The sequence below is a fragment of the Paraburkholderia ribeironis genome (assembly GCF_900019265.1).
GTDB lineage: Bacteria > Pseudomonadota > Gammaproteobacteria > Burkholderiales > Burkholderiaceae > Paraburkholderia > Paraburkholderia ribeironis.
This window is the reverse complement of record NZ_CYGX02000047.1, coordinates 172,635-195,120: the sequence shown is the minus strand read 5'-3', so window position 1 is coordinate 195,120 and position 22,486 is coordinate 172,635. Positions and strand designations below refer to the sequence as shown.

The window sequence follows — 22,486 nt, the reverse complement described above, 5'->3', positions numbered from 1 at the left end:
GCGGGCTTCCGATGCTGTGCCGCCGTCGCGCCGCTGACACGGGCGCAGCCGGGGGCGCGTGCTAAAATGCCCGATTCGAATTCACTCTTGGACTAAGCCGCCGAGGCCCTTCCGACCCCGGAGCGCACGTGCACGAACCGCACGCCGCGACCCAGCCGAAGCCGCGACGCAGACACCGATCCGATGACCACCGGTTTTCTACAGAAGATTTTTGGCAGCCGCAACCAGCGGTTAGTCAAGCAATATCAAAAGACCGTCGCGGCGATCAATGCGCTCGAGCCGCAGATCGAGCAATTGACGGACGACCAACTGCGCGCCAAAACGGGTGAATTCCGCCAGCGCGTCGCGAGTGGCGAATCGCTCGACAAGATCCTGCCGGAAGCCTTCGCGGTGTGCCGCGAGGCCAGCAAGCGGGTGTTGAAGATGCGCCACTTCGACGTGCAGCTGATCGGCGGCATGGCCCTGCACTACGGCAAGATCAGCGAAATGCGCACTGGCGAAGGCAAGACGCTCGTCGCCACGCTGCCGGTGTACCTGAATGCGCTGTCGGGCCGCGGCGTCCACGTGGTCACGGTGAACGACTACCTCGCGCAGCGCGACGCCGAATGGATGGCGCGCGTGTATAACTTCCTCGGTCTGTCGGTCGGTATCAATCTGTCGCAGATGGAGCACATGGCGAAGCAGCAAGCCTACGCCGCGGACATCACGTACGGCACCAACAACGAATTCGGCTTCGACTACCTGCGCGACAACATGGTCTACGAGACCGAGGCGCGTGTGCAGCGCGGGCTGAATTTCGCGGTGGTCGACGAGGTCGACTCGATCCTGATCGACGAAGCGCGCACGCCGCTGATCATTTCCGGTCAGGCCGAAGACCACACTGAACTCTACGTGCGCATGAATGCGCTGCCGCCGCTGCTCGAACGCCAGATCGGCGAAGAGAAGGCGGACGGCACCGGTGTCGAAAAGCCGGGCGATTACACGCTGGACGAAAAAGGCCGCCAGGTGTTCCTGACCGAGTCGGGCCACGAAAAGGCCGAGCGCCTGCTCGCCGAATGGGGTTTGATCGGCGAGGGCGAAAGCCTGTATGCGCCGCAGAACATCACGCTGATGCACCATGTGTACGCGGCCTTGCGCGCGCACACGCTGTTCTTCAAGGACCAGCACTACGTTGTGCAGAACGGCGAAGTGGTGATCGTCGACGAATTCACCGGCCGTCTGATGGCGGGCCGCCGCTGGTCCGATGGCCTGCACCAGGCGGTCGAAGCCAAGGAGCACGTGAAGATTCAGAGCGAGAATCAGACGCTCGCGTCGATCACGTTCCAGAACTACTTCCGCATGTACGCGAAGCTGGCCGGCATGACCGGCACCGCGGACACCGAAGCCTTCGAATTCAACGAAATCTACGGTCTCGAAACGGTCGTGATTCCGACCAACCGTCCGCCCAAGCGGACCGACAAGCAGGATCAGATCTACAAGACCGCGCGGGAGCGCTACGACGCGGTGATCCGCGACATTCGCGATTGCCATGAACGCGGTCAGCCGGTGCTGGTCGGCACGACGTCGATCGAAAACTCCGAGCTGCTGTCGCACCTGCTGAAGCAGGCCGGCCTGCCGCACGAAGTGCTGAACGCGAAGCAGCATGCGCGTGAAGCCGAGATCGTCGCCGAAGCGGGCCGTCCGAAGCGCATCACGATCGCCACCAACATGGCCGGTCGCGGTACCGACATCGTGCTCGGCGGCAACGCGGAAAAGCAGGCGTCGTTCGTCGAGCGCGACGAGATGCTGGCCGACGACGAGAAGCAGCGGCGCATCCAGAAGCTGTATGACGAATGGCAGACCCTGCACGATCAGGTGAAGGCCGCGGGCGGTCTGCACATCGTCGGCACCGAACGCCACGAATCGCGCCGGATCGACAACCAGCTGCGCGGCCGTGCCGGCCGACAGGGCGACCCGGGTTCGTCGCGCTTCTATCTGTCACTGGAAGATCCGCTGCTGCGCATTTTCGCCGGCGATCGCGTGCGCGCGATCATGGACCGTCTGAAGATGCCGGAAGGCGAGGCGATCGAAGCGGGTATCGTGTCGCGCTCGATCGAGTCGGCGCAGCGCAAGGTCGAAGCACGCAACTTCGACATTCGCAAGCAGCTGCTCGAATACGACGACGTGTCCAACGATCAGCGCAAGGTGATCTACCAGCAGCGCAACGAGCTGCTCGAGGCGAACGACATCACCGAAACCATCGGCGCGATGCGTCATGGCGTGATCGCCGATATCGTTCGCCAGTTCGTGCCGGCGGGCAGCATCGAAGAGCAGTGGGACGTGCCCGAGCTGGAGGAAGTGCTGCGCAACGAATGGCAGCTCGACCTCGCGATCCAGGAAATGATCAACGAGTCGAACTCGATCAACGCGGACGAGATTCTCGAAGCGGTCGAAGCCGCCGGGGACGAGGCGTACGAGGCGAAGGTCGAGCTGGTCGGCCGCGAGTCGTTCAGCGCGTTCGAGCGCTCGATCATGCTGCAGACGCTGGATCGCAGCTGGCGCGAACATCTGGCCGCGCTTGACCATCTGCGTCAGGGCATCCATCTGCGTGGCTATGCGCAGAAGAATCCGAAGCAGGAGTACAAGCGCGAGGCGTTCGAACTGTTCGCCGCGATGCTCGACGCCGTCAAGCTCGAAGTCACCCGCGTGGTGATGAACGTGCAGATCCAGTCGCCGGAACAGCTGGAAGAGGCTGCCGAGCAGTTGGAAGAACAGGGCAGTCATCTCGAGAACGTCGAGTTCCGCCACGCCGAGTTTGCGGAAGCCGCAGCCGCGGCTCCGGTTGCTGCGGAGGCCGCAACTGCTGCGATGATCGGTGATGCGATGAGCCATGGCCACGGCCCGTCGTCGCAGGCGGCGTCGCATGTGGGCGCGGACCACGTGCCGAAGGTCGGCCGTAACGACCCGTGCCCATGCGGCAGCGGCAAGAAGTACAAGCAGTGCCACGGCAAGATCGCGTAATGTCGAACGCGGCGCGCTCCTGAGCGCGCCGCGTCGTTTTACGCAGTGCTTTGGCTGTTGATTTCGCGGTGGTTTGGCAACACGCCCGGGCCATCAGTTTCCGTTTCTCCCGATGCCGGCGCCTGCCGGCATTTCTTCGACAGGTCGCGACCATGGCTGTCAATTTCCCCTCGATCGATCCCGCTCAACTCCATCCCGTCGCCGGCGTCACGCTGGGCTGGGCGGAGGCGAATATCCGCAAGCCCAATCGCAAGGACGTGCTCGTCATTAGCGTCGACGAAGGCGCCACGATGGGCGGCGTGTTCACGCAGAACCGTTTTTGCGCAGCGCCCGTTACGATGTGCCGCGAGAATCTGGCGCGTGTGCGCGCAGGCGGCAAGCCGATCCGCGCGCTCGTGATCAACACCGGCAACGCCAACGCGGGCACGGGTGAGCCGGGCCTCGCGCATGCGCGCGAAACCTGTGCCGAACTCGCGCGTCTCGCGGACATCGCGCCGGAGCAGGTGCTGCCGTTCTCGACGGGCGTGATTCTTGAGCCGCTGCCCGTCGACCGGCTGAAGGCCGGTTTGCCGGCCGCGCTGGGCAATCGCAACGAAGCGAACTGGTACGACGCCGCGCAGGCGATCATGACCACGGACACGCTGCCCAAGGCCGCTTCGCGTCAGGTCACGATCGACGGCCACACGGTCACGCTGACCGGCATCAGCAAGGGCGCCGGCATGATCAAGCCGAACATGGCGACCATGCTGGGCTTTCTCGCGTTCGACGCGACGCTCGCGCAGCCGGTGCTCGACGAACTGGTCACGCACGTCGCGGACCGCTCGTTCAACTGCATCACGATCGATGGCGATACGTCGACCAACGATTCGTTCATCCTGATCGCGTCGGGCAAATCGAGCCTGCCGGCGATCACGTCCACCGATTCGCCCGCTTATGCAGCGCTGCGCGATGCGGTGACCGAAGTCGCCCAAACCCTCGCCCAACTGATCGTGCGCGACGGCGAGGGCGCGACCAAATTCATGACCGTGCATGTGGAAGGCGGCTCGAGCGTCGGCGAATGCCGCCAGATCGCGTACGCGATCGGCCATTCGCCGCTCGTCAAGACGGCCTTCTACGCATCGGACCCGAACCTCGGCCGCATTCTGGCGGCCATCGGCTATGCCGGCGTGGACGATCTCGACGTCGGCAAGATCGATCTGTATCTGGACGACGTGCTGGTCGCGACGGCCGGCGGCCGCAATCCGGCCTACCGTGAAGAAGACGGCCAGCGCGTGATGAAAAAGAGCGAGATCGGCATTCGCGTCGTGCTTGGTCGCGGCAATGCACAAGCCACGATCTGGACTTGCGATCTGTCGCACGACTACGTGAGCATCAACGCCGACTACCGTTCGTAACCGGGTTCGCAAGCCGGTTTGCAACCCGGTTTGCAACCCGGTTCATTACGCGGCTTCTGGCCGCTTACCTCACCGCCATGGACAAACTCGAACAGTTTCTGACCCGGGCCGAAGCCGTGCTCGGCCGCCTGGAAGCAATGCTTCCGCCCGCCGCGCCGCACATCGACTGGTCGGCCGCGATCGCTTTTCGCTGGCGCAAGCGCCAGGGGCGCGGCTACCTGCAGCCGGTGCCCGCTATCTCGCCGATCACCCTCGACGACCTGCAAAACATCGATCGTCAGAAAGGGCTGATCGAGCAGAACACGCGTCAATTCGTGCACAAGCGGCCGGCCAACAACGTGCTGCTGACGGGCGCGCGCGGCACGGGCAAGTCGTCGCTGATCAAGGCGTGCCTGAATGCGTACGCGAAAGACGGCCTGCGTCTGATCGAAGTGGACAAGGACGATCTGCACGACCTGGGCGATATCGTCGATCTGATCGCAAAGCGGCCGGAGCGCTTCGTGGTGTTCTGCGACGACCTGTCGTTCGAAGACGGCGAGTCGGGCTACAAGGCGCTGAAGGTCGCGCTCGACGGTTCGATCGCCGCGCAGTCGGACAACGTGCTGATTTACGCGACGTCGAACCGCCGTCACCTGTTGCCCGAGTACATGAGCGACAACGAGACGTACAAGCATACGCCCGATGGGGAGATTCATCCGGGCGAACTGGTCGAAGAAAAGATTTCGCTGTCCGAACGTTTCGGGCTGTGGGTCAGCTTTTATCCCTTCAAGCAGGACGACTACCTGGCGATCATCAGCCACTGGCTGCGGCATTTCGGCTGCGACGACGCCGAAGTCGAAGCGGCGCGCGGCGATGCGCTGGTGTGGGCACTCGAACGCGGGTCGCGCTCGGGGCGCGTCGCGTGGCAGTTCGCGCGCGACTGGTCCGGCAGGAAGAATTCGGCATGAGCGACGCGCCGAACAACGCCGCCGGCCGTCCGGTGACGGAAGTTGCGGTCGGCGTGCTGATTCAGCCTGACGGGCGCTATCTGCTCGCGCAACGCCCGGCGGGCAAGCCGTATGAGGGCTACTGGGAGTTTCCGGGCGGCAAGCTGGAAGCGGGCGAGTCGGTCGAGGCCGCGCTGGCGCGTGAACTGCACGAGGAGTTGGGTATCGACGTCGAGGCGAGCCATCTCTGGCATACGCTCGAGCACGATTACCCGCACGCCTATGTGCGACTCTTCTTCTGCAAGGTGACGCAGTGGTCCGGCGAGCCGCACGGCCGTGAAGGCCAAGCCTTTGTCTGGCAAACGCTGCCGGCCGATGTGACGCCGCTATTGCCGGCGACGATCCCGGTGCTGCAATGGCTCGCGGCGGAAGAGAACTGATAAACGAAGATGCGTGGTCGCGCGCTGCGTGACCTTAGCGGCGCCGGGCTTGCGTGGCGCCGGGCTCTGATGGCCGCTTACGTTCAATGCGGGTTGTAATCACCGCCAGGCGTTTCATCCGACGACGCTTCCTGGTCGGTGCCGCCGATCTTGTACTTCTCAGCGGCCCAGGCGCCGAGATCGATCTGCTTGCAACGCTCGGAGCAGAACGGACGGAAGCGGCTTTCAGGAGACCAGCGGACATCCTTGCCGCAGGTGGGGCATTTGACGACGGTAGGCATACGGTCGGACAGTCAATCGCGAACGGAACAAGTAACGAATATAGGGCTATTTCGCGCCGCGTCAAAGGCGCGGATCTGTTGATCCGGGTTTAGCCGACGCACATTGCAAGCCTTGCTACAGGCTGCAAAGCGTGAGCTGGAACGGCACGTCGACGTCCACTGCACGCGGCCGCAGATCGCCGTCCTGCACCGTGAAGCGTACCCAGAGCATGTACTTGTTGGCGCTCGCCTCGGGAATCACCCGCAATTCCGGTGCCACCCGAACCTGCATCAACTGGTACGAACGACCCGACAGCATTTGCTGATAGCTGCCTTGCATCGCCATGACCTTGGACGCCTGACCGGATTCGCGCGCAAGTCGCAAAACGATGGTGGCTGCGTCGCGCAGCGGCAGCAGCGGCGTCACCCACTTGGCGATATCCTGGCGGCGCTGATCGGGATGAAGCTGCTGCCATGCATAGTAGGACGGCAAGTCGAACTTGCAGGTGCCGCCGGGGATGATCGCGCGGCTGCGGATGCTGGCGAGCCACTCGTTGTCCGCGAGATGCTGGCCGGTCTTGCCCTGCATCTGCGTAAGTCCTGCCAGCGTCTGTTCGATTTCGCCGAGCACCGCTTCGAGCGCGTTCTGCTCGATGCCCGGATTGCCGCGAAACGGCGCCAGCGTTTGCCGCTGACGCTCGAGCTCCTTCATCAGATCTGACTTCAGATCCGCGCGACCTGCAACTTCTGAGATTTCGAACAACGTGGTCAGTGCGACGTGATGTTCCCTGGCGTCTTCCTGAGTCAGAAAGAACGTGAAGCGCTCGAACAGATCTTCGAGGCGCAACAGCGTCCGGATTCGCTCGTTGAAGGGATACTCGTAAAGGATCAAGCGGGCTCGCCTCGGGCGTGGTCGGTGACTGGAATGCAGAACATTCTAATGCCGTGAGACTACCCTAGCAATCACGCACTTTTTTCGCACGCTTTCGCAACTTTTTTCACGTGTTTTGGGCGGTTTCTGCTTGCTCCGGCTCGCACGCTTTCGCAAGGTTCAATGAATGGTGAAGACTGGTAGGCTCGCTTCGTGTGCCGTTTGCCAGTGAGCCGTTCGCTTTGCGCACGCGCACGCGCACGTGCTCGTTCACGCGCTCGCTCATGCGCCCGCCAGCCGTGCCAGCGACAGGTATGCGCGATGCTGCGCGTCGACTTGCGCTTCGAGCGCGTCGAGTGGCGCGTTGTCGTTGTCGATCACGTCGTCGGCCGCGGCAAGGCGTGCTTCGCGCGTGGCCTGACGGGCGATGATGGCCAGCACCTGGGCGCGGCTGAAGCCGTTGCGGCTCATGACGCGCGAGATCTGCGTCTCGACGCTGCAATCGACGGCGAGCACGCGGTTCACGCGGTTTTTCCATGTGCCGGACTCGACCAGCAGCGGCACCACGACGATCACGTATGGACCTTGCGCTTCACGCTGCTCGCGTTCGGTCTCGGCACGAATCAACGGATGCGTGATCGCTTCGAGGCGCCGGCGGGCGCTGTCGTCGCTGAACACGAGCTCACGCATGCGGGCGCGGTTGAGTGAGCCGTCGGCGGCAACGAACGCGGCGCCGAATTCGGCGGCAATCGAGGCCATCGCCAAACCGTGCGGCGCAGTGATGCGGTGCGCGATCAGGTCCGTATCGACGAGCGGCACGCCGTGCGCGGCGAACAGATTGGCGACGGTCGATTTGCCGCTGCCGATGCCGCCGGTCAGTCCCACAACGAACATGCTTCAGCCTCCCAGAGCCAGATAGAGCGGTGTGCCAAGGAACAGCGTGAGCGCGCCGCCTGCGGCGAGGAACGGCCCGAACGGCAGTGGCTCTTCGAAGCGCATTCGGCCGCGCCACGTCGCCGCCAGGCCGACCACCGCGCCCGCCACCGCCGCGACCAGCACGATCTGCGGCAGTGCCGCCCAGCCGAGCCAGGCGCCGAGCGCCGCGAGCAGCTTGAAATCGCCATAGCCCATGCCTTCGATACCGCGCACCAGCCGGAACAGCCAATGGACGACCCACAGCGCCAGATACCCGAAGATAGCGCCGAGCACCGCATCGTGCAGGCTCGCGAACATGCCGTTGAAGTTGACGATGAGGCCGGCCCACAGCAGTGGCAGCGTCATCGAGTCGGGCAGCAGATGAGTGTCGAAATCGATCGCGCTCATTGCCAGCAACGCCGCGCACAGTCCGAAGGCGGCGAGCGCGATCAGGTTTGGACCGAACAGCGAGAGTGCGGCCGTCGCGAACGCGGCGCTAGCGATCTCGAGCAGCGGATAGCGCAGGCTCACGTGCGCCTTGCAGGCGGAGCACCGTCCGCGCAGCAGCACGTAGCTGAGCACCGGCAGGTTTTCCCAGGCGCTTAGAACGTGGCCGCAATGCGGGCATGCGCTGCGCGGCACCCACAGGTTGTAGCGTGCGGGCAGGCCGTCTGCTTCGAGCGATTGGTCGGTGGCTTCGCTGAGTTCCGCGCGCCATGCCCGCTCCAGCATGATCGGCAACCGATGCACGACCACATTCAGGAAGCTGCCGATCACGAGGCCGAATACGATCGCAAACGTGATCCGCACGCCAACTGGCAAGTTGCCGAACGCGAGGCCGATACTGGTTGCGAAGTGGCCGGGCAGTAGGCCCGGGAGCAGACTGGAAGAAGTTTCTGGCACGAGCGGAACAGGAGCCTGCATGAATAAGGAATAGATTCGGCTGCGATCCTACACCACGTTGCCGAGTTGAATAATGGGAAGATACATCGCGATCACAAGGCCACCGACCAGCGTACCCAGCACGACGATCACGAGCGGCTCGCACAGGCTCGACAGCGTGCCGATTCTTTCGTCTACCTGACGATCCGCGAGCGATGCCACGTCGATCAGCATCGTATCGAGTGCTCCGGACTCCTCGGCAACGGCAACTGGTTGCACGACTTCAGGTGGAAAACAACGTACCGCACGCATCGCGTTGGCGAGCCGTTCGCCACGCCGCAAGCGCGCGGCGATCTCCACTGTGGCGCGGTCGAAGAAGGCGTTGCCGGTGGCGTGAGTCAGTGAATCGAAGGCGTCGGCAAGCGGTGTGCCGGCGGACAACAACGTGCCGAGTGCGCGGCTCCAGCGTGCCGCGCACAGCGTGCCGAGCAGTGGCCCTGCGACTGGCATTTTTAGCGACAGGCGCGCGAATCGGATGCGTGCCGTTTCGGAACGTCTCAGCAGAAACGTCACCGCGGAGCTGAACGCGAAGATCATCGCGAACACTGGAATGCTCCAGCGCGCGGCGCCGGCCGACAGCGCCAGCACGAACTGCGTAGGCGCGGGCAGCCTGGCGCCGAAGCCGTCGAAGATCTGTTTGAAGGTCGGCACGACCCACACCAGCAAGGCGGCGGTAATCGCCATCGCCAGCAACAGGATCGCGACCGGATAGGTCAGTGCCGCGCGCACCTTCGCGCGCTGCGCGGCGGCGCGCTCGCGGTCGTCGGCGATCCGTGCGAGGACCGCGGCCAGCGCGCCGGCCGCCTCGCCGACCTCGACGAGCTGGCAGTACAGCGCATTGAATTGCGCCGGATGCCGCTGCAATGCGGCTGAGAAGCGCAGACCACCGGTGATATCGCGGGCCAATGCGCCGACGATGCGCGGCATGCCGTGACGGCGGGAAGGCTGCGCTTGCGCCAGCAGATCCAGCGCGGGCGCGAGCGGCAAACCGGCACGCAGCAGACTGGCGAGCTGGCGTGTGAACAGCGTGACATCGGCGGCGCGGGCTTTGGCGCGAGGCGCCGGCCCCTGTGCCGCAAGTTCGACGATGAACACATGCTCGCGTTTGAGCATGACTCGCGCCGCGCTCGCGTCCGGCGCGATGAGCGTGCCGTTTTTGCGAACGCCGTCGGCGTCGACGCCGCGCCATCTGAAGCGCGTATCGGCCGCTGCGGGCGGATGGATGGTAGGCGGGCTCATGCGACTTCGGTGGCGGCCAGTGCTTCGGCGAGACTGGTGGTGCCGTCGCGCACGCGCGCCAATGCGGCATCTCGCAATGTGGCCACCTGTTCGGTTTGCGCGAGGCGGGCCAGTTCATGCGTGCCCGCGTTCGCCACAATCAGCTCGCGCATCGCATCGGAAACGGGCATCACCTGATGGACCCCGACGCGTCCCCGGTAGCCGATGCCGTGGCAAGCCGTGCATCCCGTCGCGGCGTAGGGCTGCCAGCCATCGAGTTGATGCTCGTCGAAGCCCGCCGCTCGAAGCGCCGCCGCCGATTGCGGCGCGGGCGCGCGGCACATGACGCACAGACGCCGCACCAGTCGCTGTGCCGTCACCATGCGCAGTGCGGCTGCGAGGTTGTACGGCTCGATGCCGATATCGATCAAGCGCGCGACGGCGGTGGGCGCGTCGTTCGTGTGCAAGGTCGACAGGACGAGGTGGCCGGTCTGCGCCGCTTTCACGGCGACATCGGCGGTCTCGTTGTCGCGGATCTCGCCGACCATGATGACGTCGGGGTCCTGACGCAGAAACGCGCGCAACGCCACCGCGAAAGTCAGCCCGGCCTTTTCGCGTACGCTGACCTGATTGATACCGGCCAGCTGGATTTCCGCGGGATCCTCGACCGAACAGAGATTGCGTGCTTCGTCGTTGAGCAGGTTCAGGAAGCAGTACAGCGACAAGGTCTTGCCGCTGCCGGTAGGGCCGGTGACGAGCATCAGACCGTGCGGCGCGCGAATCGCCGCGTCGACGGTCTCGCGTTGCCGCGGATCGAGGCCGAGCGAGTCGAGCGAAAGATCGGTAGGCAGCGCGTCGAGCCGACGTAGCACGAGCTTCTCGCCGAACAGCGTGGGCAGCGAGTTGACGCGATAGTCTTCAACCCGGCCAGGCGATGTGGCGATGCGCAGTCGGCCGTCTTGCGGCACTCGCCGCTCGGCGATATCCATGCGCGCCAGCACTTTCACGCGCGTGATGAATGCGTCGCGCAGGTGGGCGGGCGGCTGCGGAATTTCGTGCAGCACGCCGTCGATTCGCAGTCGCACGCGCCAGCCATGCTCGGCCGGTTCGATGTGAAGATCCGATGCGTTGCGGCGGGTTGCTTCCTGCAACGTGTCGGTCAATAGACGTACCGCGGGGGCGTCGTCGGGATGCGCGAGGCTGGCGGCGTTGCCATCGGCGGCGAATGCGTTTGGCTTCGCGCGTGATGTGGTTTCGCTGTCGAATGCGAGGGGGCGCGGCGAGCCCGTCGCGGCCTGAAAAGAAGCTTGCTGCATGAGAAACCGGTGATGAACCGCCTGTAGTACATGACGGCTTCATCTTCCGGCAACACGAGCGGCGCCGCCATTCAGCCATTCGGCTAATGGCGCGCGCTGAGCTGCTGTGCGATGCTGGCGGCGCTATCGGTGATATCGGTGATCGATGGCCTGGCGCTCAGCTCAATAGCGCCTTGCCGCCCTTCGTGCGCGCAGGCGGTTTGAACAGCTTGACGGTACGGATCGCCTGATCGTCGCTGCGCATGACTTCGAGTTTGATTCCGCGGATCTGCACGCACACGTCGCCGTCGGGAATGTCTTCGAGCGTTTCGAGGATCAGACCGTTGAGCGTTTTCGGCCCGTCGGTGGGCAGCGTGAGTTGCAGCCAGCGATTCAGCTCACGCAATGGCATGCTGCCCGCGACGATGCATTCGCTGTTCTCGTTCCAGCCGCCGCGCGAATTGGCGCCTCGCGGAATCGACGTGGTGAACTCACCGATCAGTTCTTCAATGATGTCTTCCGGTGTGATCAGACCTTGCAGCTCGCCGTATTCGTTGACGACCAGCGCCGTACGATGGCGGCTTTCCTGGAAGTATTGCAGTTGCTGAAATACCGGCGTACCGGTCGGCACGAAGTATGGCTCGGCCAGCAGTTCGCGCAGTGTCTCGCGCTCCAGTTCCTGGTTGTGCAGAGCCGCGAGTGTCTTGCGAACATGCAGCACGCCCAGCACCCGGTCGATGTCGCCTTGATAGACGATCAGCTTGTTGTGATAGCAGGTTTCGAGCTGGTGCAGGATCTGCTCGAACGGCGCATCGAAGTCGAGCGCCTCGATGCGGCGGCGCGGGATCATGACGTCGTCGACGGAGATGTTTTCGAGGTCGAAAAGGTTCAGCAGAATGCTACGGTGCTTGGTCGGCATGAAGCTGCCCGACTCGAGCACGATGGTGCGCAGTTCCTCGGTTGAGAGGCGCTGATCGCGCGCGCCTTTCGTATTGATATGCAGGACGCGCAAGATGCCCGTCGCAAACAGATTGACGAACCAGACGAGCGGTCGGGCAGCGCGCATCATCGGTGCGATCAGCAGGCTGGCCGGCAGCGCGATTTTCTCCGGGAACGTGGCACCCACGATTTTCGGCGTGATCTCCGCAAACACGATGATCAGGAACGCGACGATGCCGGTCGCGATCGATAGCACCAGGTTGTTACGCCCGAACGTGTGCAGCGCAATCGACGTGGTGAGCACCGGGATGATCGTATTGAACAGATTGTTGCCGATCAGCACGACGCTCAGCAGTTGATCGGTGCGCGCGAGCAGGCCTTGGGTGGTCTTTGCGCCGAGCGCGTTCTGATTGGCGAGGTGTTTCAGGCGATGGCGGTTGAGCGCCATCATCGCCGTTTCGGAAATTGAAAAGAAGCCGGAGCAGATAAGCAGCAGAAAGACGGCACCAATCTGCGCCCATAAGGGAAGTTGTTCCACGCGTCGCGAAGTATAGGGGAGAGGATGAGGAGAATATAGCAGAGGGGGCGGGGCGACCCGGCAAGGGGGGATGGCCGGAGTAGACGATGCACAAGCGGGACGCCACAAACGGGCAGCAAGTGGAACACAAGCGACACACGAGCGGCGCACAGACGGCTCGCCAAGGCGAAGCCGTGCACGAAGCGAAAAGAAAATCGCGGCCCAAAACAAAAAAACCGCCGAGCAAGCTGCGGCGGTTTTTTTTTAGAACCTTGAACTAACAAGGAAAATCTGGTCGGGGTGAGAGGATTCGAACCTCCGGCCTCTACGTCCCGAACGTAGCGCTCTACCAGGCTAAGCTACACCCCGATTTGTACTGCAGACTCGATTCGGACTAATCCGGCGTTTCAGTCTTGTTCAAGACTGTCTTGCCGTCGAGTAAGAACATAATTCTAGCAGGCTATCTTTGAAAATGGAATCCGGAAATGAAGAAATTGCTGCGGCGGCCGCTTGGGCTTCCTGTTTCGCGCATTCGAGCGTGTGATCCAGCGCGCCGGAACGCGTGATCGCGTCGAAAATCGTGTCGAAACGATCCGTGCCGCCTTGCTCGATCGCTTCGCGTGCAAGCGCCGACTGCTCGGGCGTGCCGCGCTCGATCAGATAGATCAGCGGAAGCGTGGGTTTGCCTTCGCGAAGATCGTCGCCGGCGTTCTTGCCCATCGATTCGGCCGTGCCCGTGTAGTCGAGCCAGTCGTCCATGATCTGGAACGCGGTGCCGATGCGGCGGCCAAATTCTGCCGCGGCCGCTTCGGTTTTCGCGTCCGCGCCGGCCAGCACCGCGCCGAGCTGCGCGGCCGCCTCGAACAGCTTGGCGGTCTTGTAGCGGATCACCTGCATGTAGCGGGCTTCGTCGACGTCCGCGTCATGCATGTTCAGCAACTGCAGCACTTCGCCTTCGGAGATGATGTTCGTCGCCTCCGACAGAATCTCCATGACGCGCATCTTGCCCACGCCGACCATCATCTGGAACGAGCGCGAGTACAGAAAGTCGCCGACCAGCACGCTCGCAGCGTTGCCGAACAGCGCATTGGCCGTCTGGCGGCCGCGCCGCAGATCGGATTCGTCGACCACGTCGTCGTGCAGCAGCGTGGCGGTGTGAATAAATTCGACGACCGCGGCCAGCTCATGCCGGTGTTCCGTGGTTACGCCCAGCGCGCCCGCCACCAGCAACAACAGCGCGGGCCGCAGCCGCTTGCCGCCGGCACTGATGATGTACTCGGAGATCTGGTTGATCAGCATCACGTCGGACGCGAGGCGGTGCCGGATGACGCGATTGACCTGCTGCATGTCTTCGGCGATCGGAGCAAGCAGGCTGGCGGCGTTGGAGGAGGGGGTGGCAGTCGACGACATGATGGCTGAATTGGGTAATGCCGCGAATTATAAGGCGAATCGCGGCAGTTCCGGGTCGCAGGCTGCGGTGCGGCGCGTTCCGGGCTGCGGCACACGGCTGAGCCGTGGCTGTGCGGCCGGGCGCCGGGTGCTGCGCGCGGCGCCTCTCAACGAGTTTTGACCGAGCAGCTAACTCTATGTATAATCACGGGTTTCCGCGCGCTGTGCGTGGGAAAAATGAACACAGAGTGAGGTTCTCAATGTACGCGGTCATAAAAACCGGTGGCAAGCAGTATAAAGTTGCCGTCGGCGAAAAACTTAAAGTAGAACAGATACCGGCAGACATTGACGCTGAAATCACGCTCGACCAGGTTCTCGCAGTGGGCGAAGGCGAATCGATTAAGTTCGGTACGCCGCTGGTCAGTGGGGCTTCCGTCAAGGCTACCGTCGTGTCGCAAGGTCGTCACGCAAAAGTGACCATCTTCAAGATGCGTCGCCGGAAGCACTACCAGAAGCATGGCGGCCACCGCCAGAACTATACCGAACTGCGCATCGACGCGATCAACGCGTAAGCGCAGCGGTTAAGGAGCAAATCAAATGGCACACAAAAAGGCAGGCGGATCATCCCGCAACGGCCGCGACTCTGAATCGAAGCGTCTCGGCGTGAAGGTTTACGGCGGTCAGGCTATCAACGCTGGCGGCATCATCGTGCGTCAACGCGGCACGCGTATGCACCCTGGTGACAACGTCGGTATGGGCAAGGATCACACCTTGTTCGCGCTGAAGGACGGCCACGTCCAGTTCTCGACGAAAGGCGCAGCGAAGAAGCACACGGTTTCCGTCGTCCCGGCAGCAGTCTGAGTTTAGTCAGGCACGGGCTTCAGGACCGGAAAAAGGCCCCGCGAAGTTAGCGGGGCTTTTTTTATTGCCGCGTTTGCGCCGGTTGGCGATCAGTCGTTCACGCGGCCTCGCTATCCCGTTTGGTCGATTGATCAACGCGCGGCGCACGCGGCAAAATAACAGCATCGGATAGCATCAAATCTGGCAGTACACCACGGGACGGAGTTACGCATGAAGTTCATTGACGAAGCGAGGATTGAAGTCATCGCCGGCGACGGAGGGGATGGCAGCGCGTCGATGCGCCGCGAGAAATTCGTTCCGTTCGGCGGTCCGGATGGCGGCGACGGCGGCCGGGGCGGCAGCGTGCTCGCGGTTGCGGACCGCAATATCAACACGCTGATCGACTACCGTTACGCGAAAAAACACCTTGCGCGCAACGGCGAAAACGGCCGCGGCTCAGACTGCTACGGCAAGGGCGGCGACGACATCACGCTGCGCATGCCGGTTGGCACCACCATCACCGACATGGAAACCGGCGAGCTGATCGCCGATCTGACCGAACACAACCAGACGGTGCAGATCGCGCAGGGCGGCGCGGGCGGTCTCGGTAACCTGCATTTCAAATCCAGCACGAACCGCGCGCCGCGTCAGAAGACCGACGGCAAGCCGGGCGAGCGCCGCATGGTGCGCCTCGAGCTGAAAGTGCTGGCCGACGTCGGCCTGCTCGGCATGCCGAACGCCGGCAAGTCGACCTTTATCTCATCAGTGTCGAACGCGAAGCCGAAGATCGCCGATTACCCGTTCACCACGCTCGCGCCGAATCTCGGCGTGGTGCGCGTCGGGCCGAGTCGCAGCTTCGTGATTGCCGACATTCCCGGGTTGATCGAAGGCGCGGCGGAAGGCGCCGGCCTCGGTCACCAGTTCCTGCGCCATCTGCAGCGCACCGGCCTGTTGCTGCACATCATCGACCTCGCGCCGTTCGACGAGGCGGTCGATCCGGTCGCGGAAGCCAAGGCGATCGTCAACGAACTGCGCAAGTACGACCAACTGCTGTACGAGAAGCCGCGCTGGCTCGTGTTGAACAAGCTCGACATGGTGGCCGAAGACGAGCGTGAAGCGCGCGTGTCGGCCTTCCTCGAAGGTTTTGGCTGGGACGGGCCGGTGTTCGAAATCTCGGCTCTGACGGGTCAGGGTTGCGAAAACCTGTGCTACGCGGTGTTCGATTACATCGCCGCGCATTCGGATGCGCACCGTGCGGCGGAAGCCGAAGATCTCGCCGCCGACGTGCGTTTTCGCGAGCGGCCGGCAGCATCGGCCGCCGCTGACGAATCGAGCGCCGACCCGCAGGAATAAAAGGCTCGCGCGCCGGCGCCCGGGCGGGCTGCCGGCATGCATCACGCGTCATCTTGGGAGACCGCGCACAATGCGTTCCGTCATCGCAGATTCACGGCGATTGGTAGTGAAAGTCGGCTCGAGCCTCGTCACGAATGACGGGCGCGGCCTCGATCATGCGGCGATCGGCCGCTGGGCCGCGCAGATTGCTGCCCTGCGCGGGCAAGGCAAGGAAGTGGTGCTGGTCAGCTCGGGCGCCATCGCCGAGGGCATGCAACGGCTCGGCTGGACCAAACGGCCGCGCGAGATCGACGAGTTGCAGGCGGCTGCGGCCGTCGGTCAAATGGGGCTTGCGCAGGTGTACGAAAGCCGCTTTGCCGAGCATTCCATCCAGACCGCGCAGATTCTGCTGACGCACGGCGACCTGGCCGACCGCGAACGCTACCTGAACGCGCGCTCCACGTTGCTCACGCTGTTGCGCCTGGGCGTGGTGCCGATCATCAACGAAAACGACACGGTCGTCACCGATGAAATCAAATTCGGCGACAACGACACGCTGGGCGCGCTGGTCGCCAACCTGATCGAAGGCGACGCGCTCGTCATCCTGACCGATCAGCAAGGCCTGTTCACCGCCGACCCGCGCAAGGACCCGAACGCCACACTGGTTCAGCAGGCCGACGCCGGTGCGCCGGAACTCGAGGCGATGGCCGGCGGTGCGGGCTCGAGCCTCGGTCGCGGCGGCATGCTGACCAAGATTCTCGCCGCCAAGCGCGCGGCTCACAGCGGCGCGAATACGGTGATCGCGAGCGGTCGCGAAGCGGGAGTGCTGGCGCGCCTCGCGTCAGGCGAGCTGATCGGCACGCAGTTGATCGCGCGCACCGCACGGATGGCGGCGCGCAAGCAGTGGATGGCCGATCATCTGCAGGTGCGTGGCCACGTAGTGATCGATGACGGCGCGGTTGAAAAGCTGACTGAAGGCGGCAAGAGCTTGCTGCCTATCGGCATTGTCGGCGTGCAGGGCGCGTTTGCGCGCGGCGAGGTGATTGCCTGCCTGAGCGTGGCAGGGCGGGAAGTGGCGCGCGGCCTGACGAACTACAGCAGTGCTGAAACCAAGCTGATTCAGCGGCGTCCGAGCGGCGAAATCGAATCGGTGCTCGGCTACATGCTGGAGCCCGAGTTGATCCATCGCGACAACCTGGTGCTGGTCTGATTCGCCGACCGGCACGCACGCACGGCCTGTAAAAAAAGCCGTTCCAGCAGCGGCTGGAACGGCTTTTTCATGTCCGCGACGTGTTCAGCATGCCCAGCATGCTCGCGAAAACCGCGTCAGTGAATCAACGAAGTCGCGGTGCGCTTGTAGCGGATGTTCTCGATCATCTGTTTCGCGTTGGTTGCGGGCAACTTGTTCGCGCACAGATAATCCTGATAAAGCGCCGCATGATAGGCATTCAGCGCGCCGTTCTCGATGCGCGTGAAATCGTTCGCGACCGTTCTGTCCCAGCCGTCGTGATCCGCATTCAACCCCGCATACAGACGCCACTCATAGGTGTCGCAGCGAATCCCTTCGTAGTTGATGTTGCGCGCGCCGCTCGGACTCGTCACGACCACGGTATAGCGAACTACGCCGTCGGTGCCGACGGTGAGAGAGTTCCGATCGATCGCGAATTGCAGCGGCGTGTTGCCCGAGACTTCGAAAGGCAGCAGCGTCGAATCTTGCGGCAGCGGCGGCAGCGTGTCCACCGTGTTTTCGACCCAGTTGCTCTTGCGATCCAGCAGGTAGGTAAACGCGCTGTCGTCTTTATTGGTGGGTTTGCCGGCGCTCGAACAACCAGCCAGCAGGGCGCCGGTGGCGACGCACGCCACGACGATTGCAAATGCTTTCAATATGATTTCCTCGAAACACTGGCGCGGCTCCTCGAGCCGCGCCAGTAGAGGCGGCATGGACAGCCCGCACAGAGTTGTTAATTGCGCACGCCCGGGCGCAGCATTGAGCCGGCGGTTTCGCTAGCCGATTCGTGTTCGGTTTCCGGCTCGGCGCGCCTTTCGACCGCTGACCCCGAACCCGGACCGCAATCGGATGCGATCGCGACGCGAACCGATGTTTCGATGCTGACGGCGGTCATGGAAGTCGCCGTCATTACCGTGGAATCCGGCGGACTTTCCATCGACGACGCTATCCGGGGATAACGCGACCCATGGTGCCAGCCAGGTTTTTCCGCACGCGGCGCAGTCCGGCGCATGAAACGGGATAGCTCCGTTAGCGCCAACTGATACACATCCCGCTTGAACTCGATCACACAGTCGAGCGGCACCCAGTACTCGTTCCAGCGCCACGCATCGAACTCAGGGTGGTCGGTGGCGCGCAAGCAGATGTCGCAGTCGCGTCCCACCATCCGGAGCAAAAACCAGATTTGTTTCTGGCCGCGGTAATGACCGCGTACCTCGCGCTTGATGAACTTGTCAGGCACCTCGTAACGCAACCAGTCGCGCGTGCGACCGATCACCTTGACGTGCTCAGGAAGCAGCCCGGTTTCTTCGTGTAACTCCCGATACATCGCTTGCACGGGGGTCTCGCCGTACTTGATGCCCCCTTGCGGAAACTGCCAGGAATGTTCACGGAGCCGTTTGCCCCAAAACACCTCGTTGTGCGCGTTCAAGAGGATGATGCCGACGTTCGGGCGAAAGCCTTCACGATCCAGCATACAACCACCTTCGAATCCTTTAAAATTGCTTTGATTATAAACAGATAACGGACCCGACGCACCGAATCGCGCCAGAATGGAACGAATCGCCGCGAAAGCCCGTGTTTGCGGTAGCCTGTCAGCTTTTTCGTGCCCTATCCCATGTGCAAAGGCTTTGCGCGGCGGCTTCGGTGCCGCGATCGGGCAGCGCAGCCGCTGGCCGGGCGACGGTGCCGGCCAAGCGCCGGATCTGTGTCGATTTCCCTATCGTTTCACCTTTCGGGCGGTCCCTCCGGAGCCGCCGCTTTTGGAAAATCTGAATGAAAGCTTCCCGTTTCTTTATCGGCACCCTGAAAGAAGCTCCCGCCGACGCGGAGATCGTCAGCCACAAGCTCATGGTGCGCGCTGGCATGATTCGCCGCGTCGCCGGCGGCATTTATAACTACCTGCCGATCGGCCTGCGTTCGATCCGCAAGGTGGAAGCCATCGTGCGCGAGGAAATGAATCGGGCGGACGGGATCGAGCTGTTGATGCCAGCCGTGCAGCCGGCCGAGTTGTGGCAGGAATCGGGCCGCTGGGAGAAATACGGCCCGGAACTGCTGCGCTTCAAGGACCGCAAGCAATCCGATTTCGTGATCGGACCGACGCACGAAGAAGTGGTCACCGATATCGCGCGTAACCAGATCAAGAGTTATCGCCAGTTGCCGGTCAACTTCTATCAGATTCAGACGAAGTTCCGCGACGAGATCCGTCCGCGTTTCGGCGTGATGCGCGGTCGTGAGTTCATCATGAAAGACGCGTACTCGTTCGACAAGGACGCGGAAGGTCTACGCGAGTCGTATCGCAAGATGTATGACGCGTACGTACGGATCTTCACACGCCTCGGTCTGGACTTCCGCGCGGTGGCGGCGGACAACGGCTCGATCGGCGGCAGCGGCTCGCACGAATTTCATGTGATCGCCGACACCGGTGAAGACGCGATCGCGTATTGCCCGACCTCCGATTTCGCGGCGAACGTCGAAGCCGCTGAAGCGCTGCCGCTATACGCGCAACGCGCCGCGCCGGCCGAGCCGATGACGAAGACCGCCACGCCCGGCAAGGCGAAGTGCGAGGCCGTCGCCGAGCTGCTGAACATTCCGCTCGAACGCACGATCAAGTCGATCGTCCTCGCCACGGAAAACGACGGCGCCGAGCCGACCATCTGGTTGCTGATGCTGCGCGGCGATCACGATCTGAACGAGATCAAGGCGGGCAACCTGCCCGGTCTGGCCGACTTCCGCATGGCGACCGAAGCCGAGATCATCGAGACCTTCGGTACGCCGCCGGGTTATCTCGGTCCGATCAACACGAAGAAGCCGGTCAAGGTCGTCGCGGATCGCACGGTCGCGAACATGAGCGACTTCGTAGTCGGCTCGAACGAAGTCGACTATCACACCACCGGTGTGAACTGGGGCCGCGATCTGCCGGAACCGCTCGTCGCCGACATTCGCAACGTGAAGAAGGGCGATCCGTCGCCGGATGGCAAGGGCGTGATCGACATCTGCCGCGGCATCGAAGTGGGCCACGTGTTCCAGCTCGGCACCAAGTATTCGCAAGCGCTGAACGCGAACTGCCTCGACGAGACCGGCAAGCCGCAGCCGATGGAAATGGGCTGCTACGGTATCGGCATCACGCGTATTCTCGGCGCCGCGATCGAACAGAATTTCGACGACAGGGGCATCATCTGGCCGGAGTCGATCGCGCCGTTCGAAGTCGTGCTGTGCCCGATGGGCTATGACCGCAGCGAAGCGGTGCGCGAGCAGGCCGACAAGCTGTACGCGGAACTGGTCGAGGCGGGCGTCGATGTGATCCTCGACGATCGCGGCGAGCGTCCCGGCGTGATGTTCGCCGACTGGGAGCTGATCGGCGTGCCGCATCGTCTGGTGATCGGCGAGCGCGGGCTCAAGGAAGGCAAGCTCGAATACCAGGGCCGCCGCGACGCCGAAGCGACGCTGCTGCCGGTGGACGAAGCCGCCCAGGCGGTGATCGGCAAAGTGCGCGCGGCGTTAGCGCACTAAGCGGAGCGGGCGGTGGAGAACACCTTCCTGTCCGCGACCGTCCTGCTGATTCTGATCACCGACCCGCTCGGCAATATTCCGATCTTCGTCAGCTGCCTGCGCAACGTGTCGCCCGAGCGTCGCACGATCGTCATTCTCCGCGAGGTGGCGATCGCGTTTGCGATCCTGTTGACGTTCATGGTGTTGGGGCAGGGCTTTCTGCGCATGATGAGCCTGAGCGATCAGTCGTTGCGTATCGGCGGCGGAATCGTGCTGTTTCTGATCGCGTTGAGAATGGTATTCCCGCACCCGGACGGTCCGTTCGGCGGCGACGCGCGTGGCGGCGAGCCGCTGATCGTGCCGCTCGCCATTCCGGCGCTGGCGGGTCCATCGGCGCTGGCGACGGTGATGCTGCTGACGTCGCAGGCGCCAGGCAAGACGTTCGAATGGATCGGCGCGCTGACGGTCACGATGATCGTCTGCGCGATCGTGCTGATGCTGGCCGAACGCATTCAGGCGTGGCTCGGCGAACGCACGATGGCAGCCTTCGAGCGATTGATGGGCCTGGTGATGGTGGCGATCGCGGTGGAGATGGTGCTCGGCGGTATCCGGTCTTTTGTGCATCATCTGTGATGGCGACGCTGGGCGGCGGCGAGCGATGTTCTGCCGAACCATGCCTCTCATAAGCGCAGCCAGCCAACAACACGCAGCCAATAGCACGCAGCAACAACACGCAGCCAATAAAAATGGCGGCCCACGTGGGCCGCCATTTTTTCACCAATTTCCCTACCGACACATGCCGCCGTGAGAGCCGCCGCTTCGAAGGCGGCTCAAGGCCCTTCGGTCAGCGCGCGGATAGTCGGCAGGTTACGCCAGTAACCCCGCGCATCCATCCCGCAGCCGAACACATAGCGGTCCGGTACTTCGAAGCCGCAGTAATCCGGGCGAAGCGGCTTGGCCTTCGCAATGATCTTTTCGCACAGGACCGCGCTCAGGAAGCGTTTGGCGCCCATCGCGAGAATGCGGTCGCGAATCGCGGCCATCGTCTCGCCTTCGTCGAGGATGTCGTCGAGCACCAGCACGACGCGATCCTTCACCGACTCGGCCGGCGCCACGCGCCATTGCATCTCGTTGCCACCCTTGGTGGTGTTGCGATAGCGGGTCAGGTGGATGTAGTCGAACTCGAGCGGGAAATCGAGGTGTGGCAGCAGCATGCCGGTGAACACCGCGGCGCCGCCCATCACCGACAGCACAAGCGGGAAGTCCTCGCTCATCTCGTCGCGGATGGCAGCCGCCATGCCGCTGATCGACGCGTTGACGTCGTCGGCCGAAACGATTTCTTCGGAGTGGCTAAAAATATGGAGAGCTTCTTCGCGGTTCATGACGTCTGACGGGCGGTAACTGTATACATAGTGTGGTGGGAACGTCCCGAAGGAAGTCCCCTTGGGAAACGGCGGCGCGCGGTACAGAATAAACCCGCACGAACCCTAT

General features: G+C 63.1%; 21 protein-coding genes, 1 tRNA gene and 1 pseudogene. 10 read left to right on the top strand and 13 right to left on the bottom strand.

Features of this window, described 5'->3' with window-relative positions:
• Positions 1 to 183 precede the first annotated feature (183 nt).
• Positions 184 to 3,000, top strand: coding sequence for a preprotein translocase subunit SecA (gene secA, locus BN2475_RS21745; RefSeq protein WP_094781550.1), 2,817 nt, complete (start codon positions 184 to 186; stop codon positions 2,998 to 3,000).
• On the opposite strand, the pseudogene BN2475_RS36565 reads toward secA, so the two are convergent.
• Positions 2,975 to 3,094: pseudogene (locus tag BN2475_RS36565) on the bottom strand (hypothetical protein); the annotation flags it as partial. The gene secA and the pseudogene BN2475_RS36565 sit on opposite strands and share 26 nt — an antisense overlap.
• Positions 3,095 to 3,152: 58 nt before the next feature.
• On the opposite strand from BN2475_RS36565, the gene argJ reads away from it, so the two are divergent.
• The 3 genes from argJ to BN2475_RS21730 all read left to right on the top strand — a co-directional run bounded on the left by argJ (position 3,153) and on the right by BN2475_RS21730 (position 5,760).
• Complete coding sequence (gene argJ, locus BN2475_RS21740) at positions 3,153 to 4,394, top strand: bifunctional glutamate N-acetyltransferase/amino-acid acetyltransferase ArgJ (RefSeq protein ID WP_094781549.1); 1,242 nt, start codon at positions 3,153 to 3,155, stop codon at positions 4,392 to 4,394.
• A gap of 77 nt (positions 4,395 to 4,471) precedes the next feature.
• The gene (locus BN2475_RS21735) at positions 4,472 to 5,341 is read left to right on the top strand and encodes an ATP-binding protein (RefSeq protein ID WP_094781548.1); all 870 of its coding nucleotides are present in this window, start codon (positions 4,472 to 4,474) and stop codon (positions 5,339 to 5,341) included.
• Complete coding sequence (locus BN2475_RS21730) at positions 5,338 to 5,760, top strand: NUDIX domain-containing protein (protein WP_094781547.1); 423 nt, start codon at positions 5,338 to 5,340, stop codon at positions 5,758 to 5,760. The genes BN2475_RS21735 and BN2475_RS21730 overlap by 4 nt, the downstream gene beginning before the upstream one ends.
• 83 nt (positions 5,761 to 5,843) lie before the next feature.
• On the opposite strand, the gene yacG is transcribed toward BN2475_RS21730, so the two are convergent.
• From yacG to BN2475_RS21685, 9 genes are all read right to left on the bottom strand, one after another.
• Positions 5,844 to 6,041 (bottom strand): DNA gyrase inhibitor YacG, encoded by a 198-nt coding sequence (yacG, locus tag BN2475_RS21725; RefSeq protein ID WP_094781546.1) that lies wholly within the window; start codon positions 6,039 to 6,041, stop codon positions 5,844 to 5,846.
• A gap of 115 nt (positions 6,042 to 6,156) precedes the next feature.
• Positions 6,157 to 6,912, bottom strand: coding sequence for a cell division protein ZapD (zapD, locus tag BN2475_RS21720; RefSeq protein WP_008921182.1), 756 nt, complete (start codon positions 6,910 to 6,912; stop codon positions 6,157 to 6,159).
• A 261-nt stretch (positions 6,913 to 7,173) separates the two neighbouring features.
• Positions 7,174 to 7,785, bottom strand: a complete 612-nt coding sequence (gene coaE / locus BN2475_RS21715; protein ID WP_094781545.1) for a dephospho-CoA kinase — start codon at positions 7,783 to 7,785, stop codon at positions 7,174 to 7,176.
• Between the two features lie 3 nt (positions 7,786 to 7,788).
• Positions 7,789 to 8,730, bottom strand: coding sequence for a prepilin peptidase (locus tag BN2475_RS21710; protein ID WP_094781544.1), 942 nt, complete (start codon positions 8,728 to 8,730; stop codon positions 7,789 to 7,791).
• A 27-nt stretch (positions 8,731 to 8,757) separates the two neighbouring features.
• Positions 8,758 to 9,987: a type II secretion system F family protein gene (locus tag BN2475_RS21705; protein ID WP_094781543.1), complete on the bottom strand. Its 1,230-nt coding sequence runs from the start codon at positions 9,985 to 9,987 to the stop codon at positions 8,758 to 8,760.
• A complete protein-coding gene (locus tag BN2475_RS21700) occupies positions 9,984 to 11,282 on the bottom strand; it encodes a GspE/PulE family protein (RefSeq protein ID WP_094781542.1) in 1,299 nt (432 codons plus the stop codon). The genes BN2475_RS21705 and BN2475_RS21700 overlap by 4 nt, the downstream gene beginning before the upstream one ends.
• A gap of 157 nt (positions 11,283 to 11,439) precedes the next feature.
• Positions 11,440 to 12,738 (bottom strand): HlyC/CorC family transporter, encoded by a 1,299-nt coding sequence (locus BN2475_RS21695; protein WP_094781541.1) that lies wholly within the window; start codon positions 12,736 to 12,738, stop codon positions 11,440 to 11,442.
• Positions 12,739 to 13,009: 271 nt separating this feature from the next.
• A tRNA-Pro gene (locus tag BN2475_RS21690) sits at positions 13,010 to 13,086 on the bottom strand.
• Between the two features lie 48 nt (positions 13,087 to 13,134).
• Positions 13,135 to 14,127: a polyprenyl synthetase family protein gene (locus tag BN2475_RS21685; protein ID WP_094781540.1), complete on the bottom strand. Its 993-nt coding sequence runs from the start codon at positions 14,125 to 14,127 to the stop codon at positions 13,135 to 13,137.
• Between the two features lie 239 nt (positions 14,128 to 14,366).
• On the opposite strand from BN2475_RS21685, the gene rplU reads away from it, so the two are divergent.
• The 4 genes from rplU (at position 14,367) to proB (ending at position 17,488) form a co-directional block, all read left to right on the top strand.
• Entirely contained in the window at positions 14,367 to 14,678 is a 312-nt protein-coding gene (rplU, locus tag BN2475_RS21680) for a 50S ribosomal protein L21 (RefSeq protein ID WP_007180329.1), read from the top strand.
• A 25-nt stretch (positions 14,679 to 14,703) separates the two neighbouring features.
• Positions 14,704 to 14,967 (top strand): 50S ribosomal protein L27, encoded by a 264-nt coding sequence (rpmA, locus tag BN2475_RS21675; RefSeq protein ID WP_094781539.1) that lies wholly within the window; start codon positions 14,704 to 14,706, stop codon positions 14,965 to 14,967.
• A 210-nt stretch (positions 14,968 to 15,177) separates the two neighbouring features.
• Positions 15,178 to 16,299, top strand: a complete 1,122-nt coding sequence (gene cgtA, locus BN2475_RS21670) for an Obg family GTPase CgtA (protein WP_094781538.1) — start codon at positions 15,178 to 15,180, stop codon at positions 16,297 to 16,299.
• A gap of 70 nt (positions 16,300 to 16,369) precedes the next feature.
• Positions 16,370 to 17,488 (top strand): glutamate 5-kinase, encoded by a 1,119-nt coding sequence (gene proB, locus BN2475_RS21665; RefSeq protein WP_094781537.1) that lies wholly within the window; start codon positions 16,370 to 16,372, stop codon positions 17,486 to 17,488.
• A gap of 116 nt (positions 17,489 to 17,604) precedes the next feature.
• Here the strand turns inward: proB and BN2475_RS21660 are convergent, their stop codons facing one another.
• Positions 17,605 to 18,162, bottom strand: coding sequence for a CNP1-like family protein (locus BN2475_RS21660; RefSeq protein ID WP_094781590.1), 558 nt, complete (start codon positions 18,160 to 18,162; stop codon positions 17,605 to 17,607).
• 77 nt (positions 18,163 to 18,239) lie between these two features.
• Positions 18,240 to 18,980 carry an RNA pyrophosphohydrolase gene (locus BN2475_RS21655; protein ID WP_094781536.1) on the bottom strand — a complete coding sequence of 247 codons (741 nt, stop codon included), beginning with the start codon at positions 18,978 to 18,980 and terminating at the stop codon, positions 18,240 to 18,242.
• A gap of 299 nt (positions 18,981 to 19,279) precedes the next feature.
• Between BN2475_RS21655 and BN2475_RS21650 the strand changes: the two genes are divergently transcribed.
• Together BN2475_RS21650 and BN2475_RS21645 are read left to right on the top strand one after the other, a co-directional pair.
• Positions 19,280 to 21,016 carry a proline--tRNA ligase gene (locus BN2475_RS21650; RefSeq protein ID WP_094781535.1) on the top strand — a complete coding sequence of 579 codons (1,737 nt, stop codon included), beginning with the start codon at positions 19,280 to 19,282 and terminating at the stop codon, positions 21,014 to 21,016.
• 12 nt (positions 21,017 to 21,028) lie between these two features.
• Complete coding sequence (locus BN2475_RS21645) at positions 21,029 to 21,628, top strand: MarC family protein (protein ID WP_094781534.1); 600 nt, start codon at positions 21,029 to 21,031, stop codon at positions 21,626 to 21,628.
• Positions 21,629 to 21,825: 197 nt separating this feature from the next.
• Here the strand turns inward: BN2475_RS21645 and BN2475_RS21640 are convergent, their stop codons facing one another.
• On the bottom strand, positions 21,826 to 22,377 hold the full coding sequence (locus BN2475_RS21640; RefSeq protein ID WP_094781533.1) for a hypoxanthine-guanine phosphoribosyltransferase: 552 nt from the start codon (positions 22,375 to 22,377) through the stop codon (positions 21,826 to 21,828).
• Between the last annotated feature and the right edge of the window lie 109 nt (positions 22,378 to 22,486).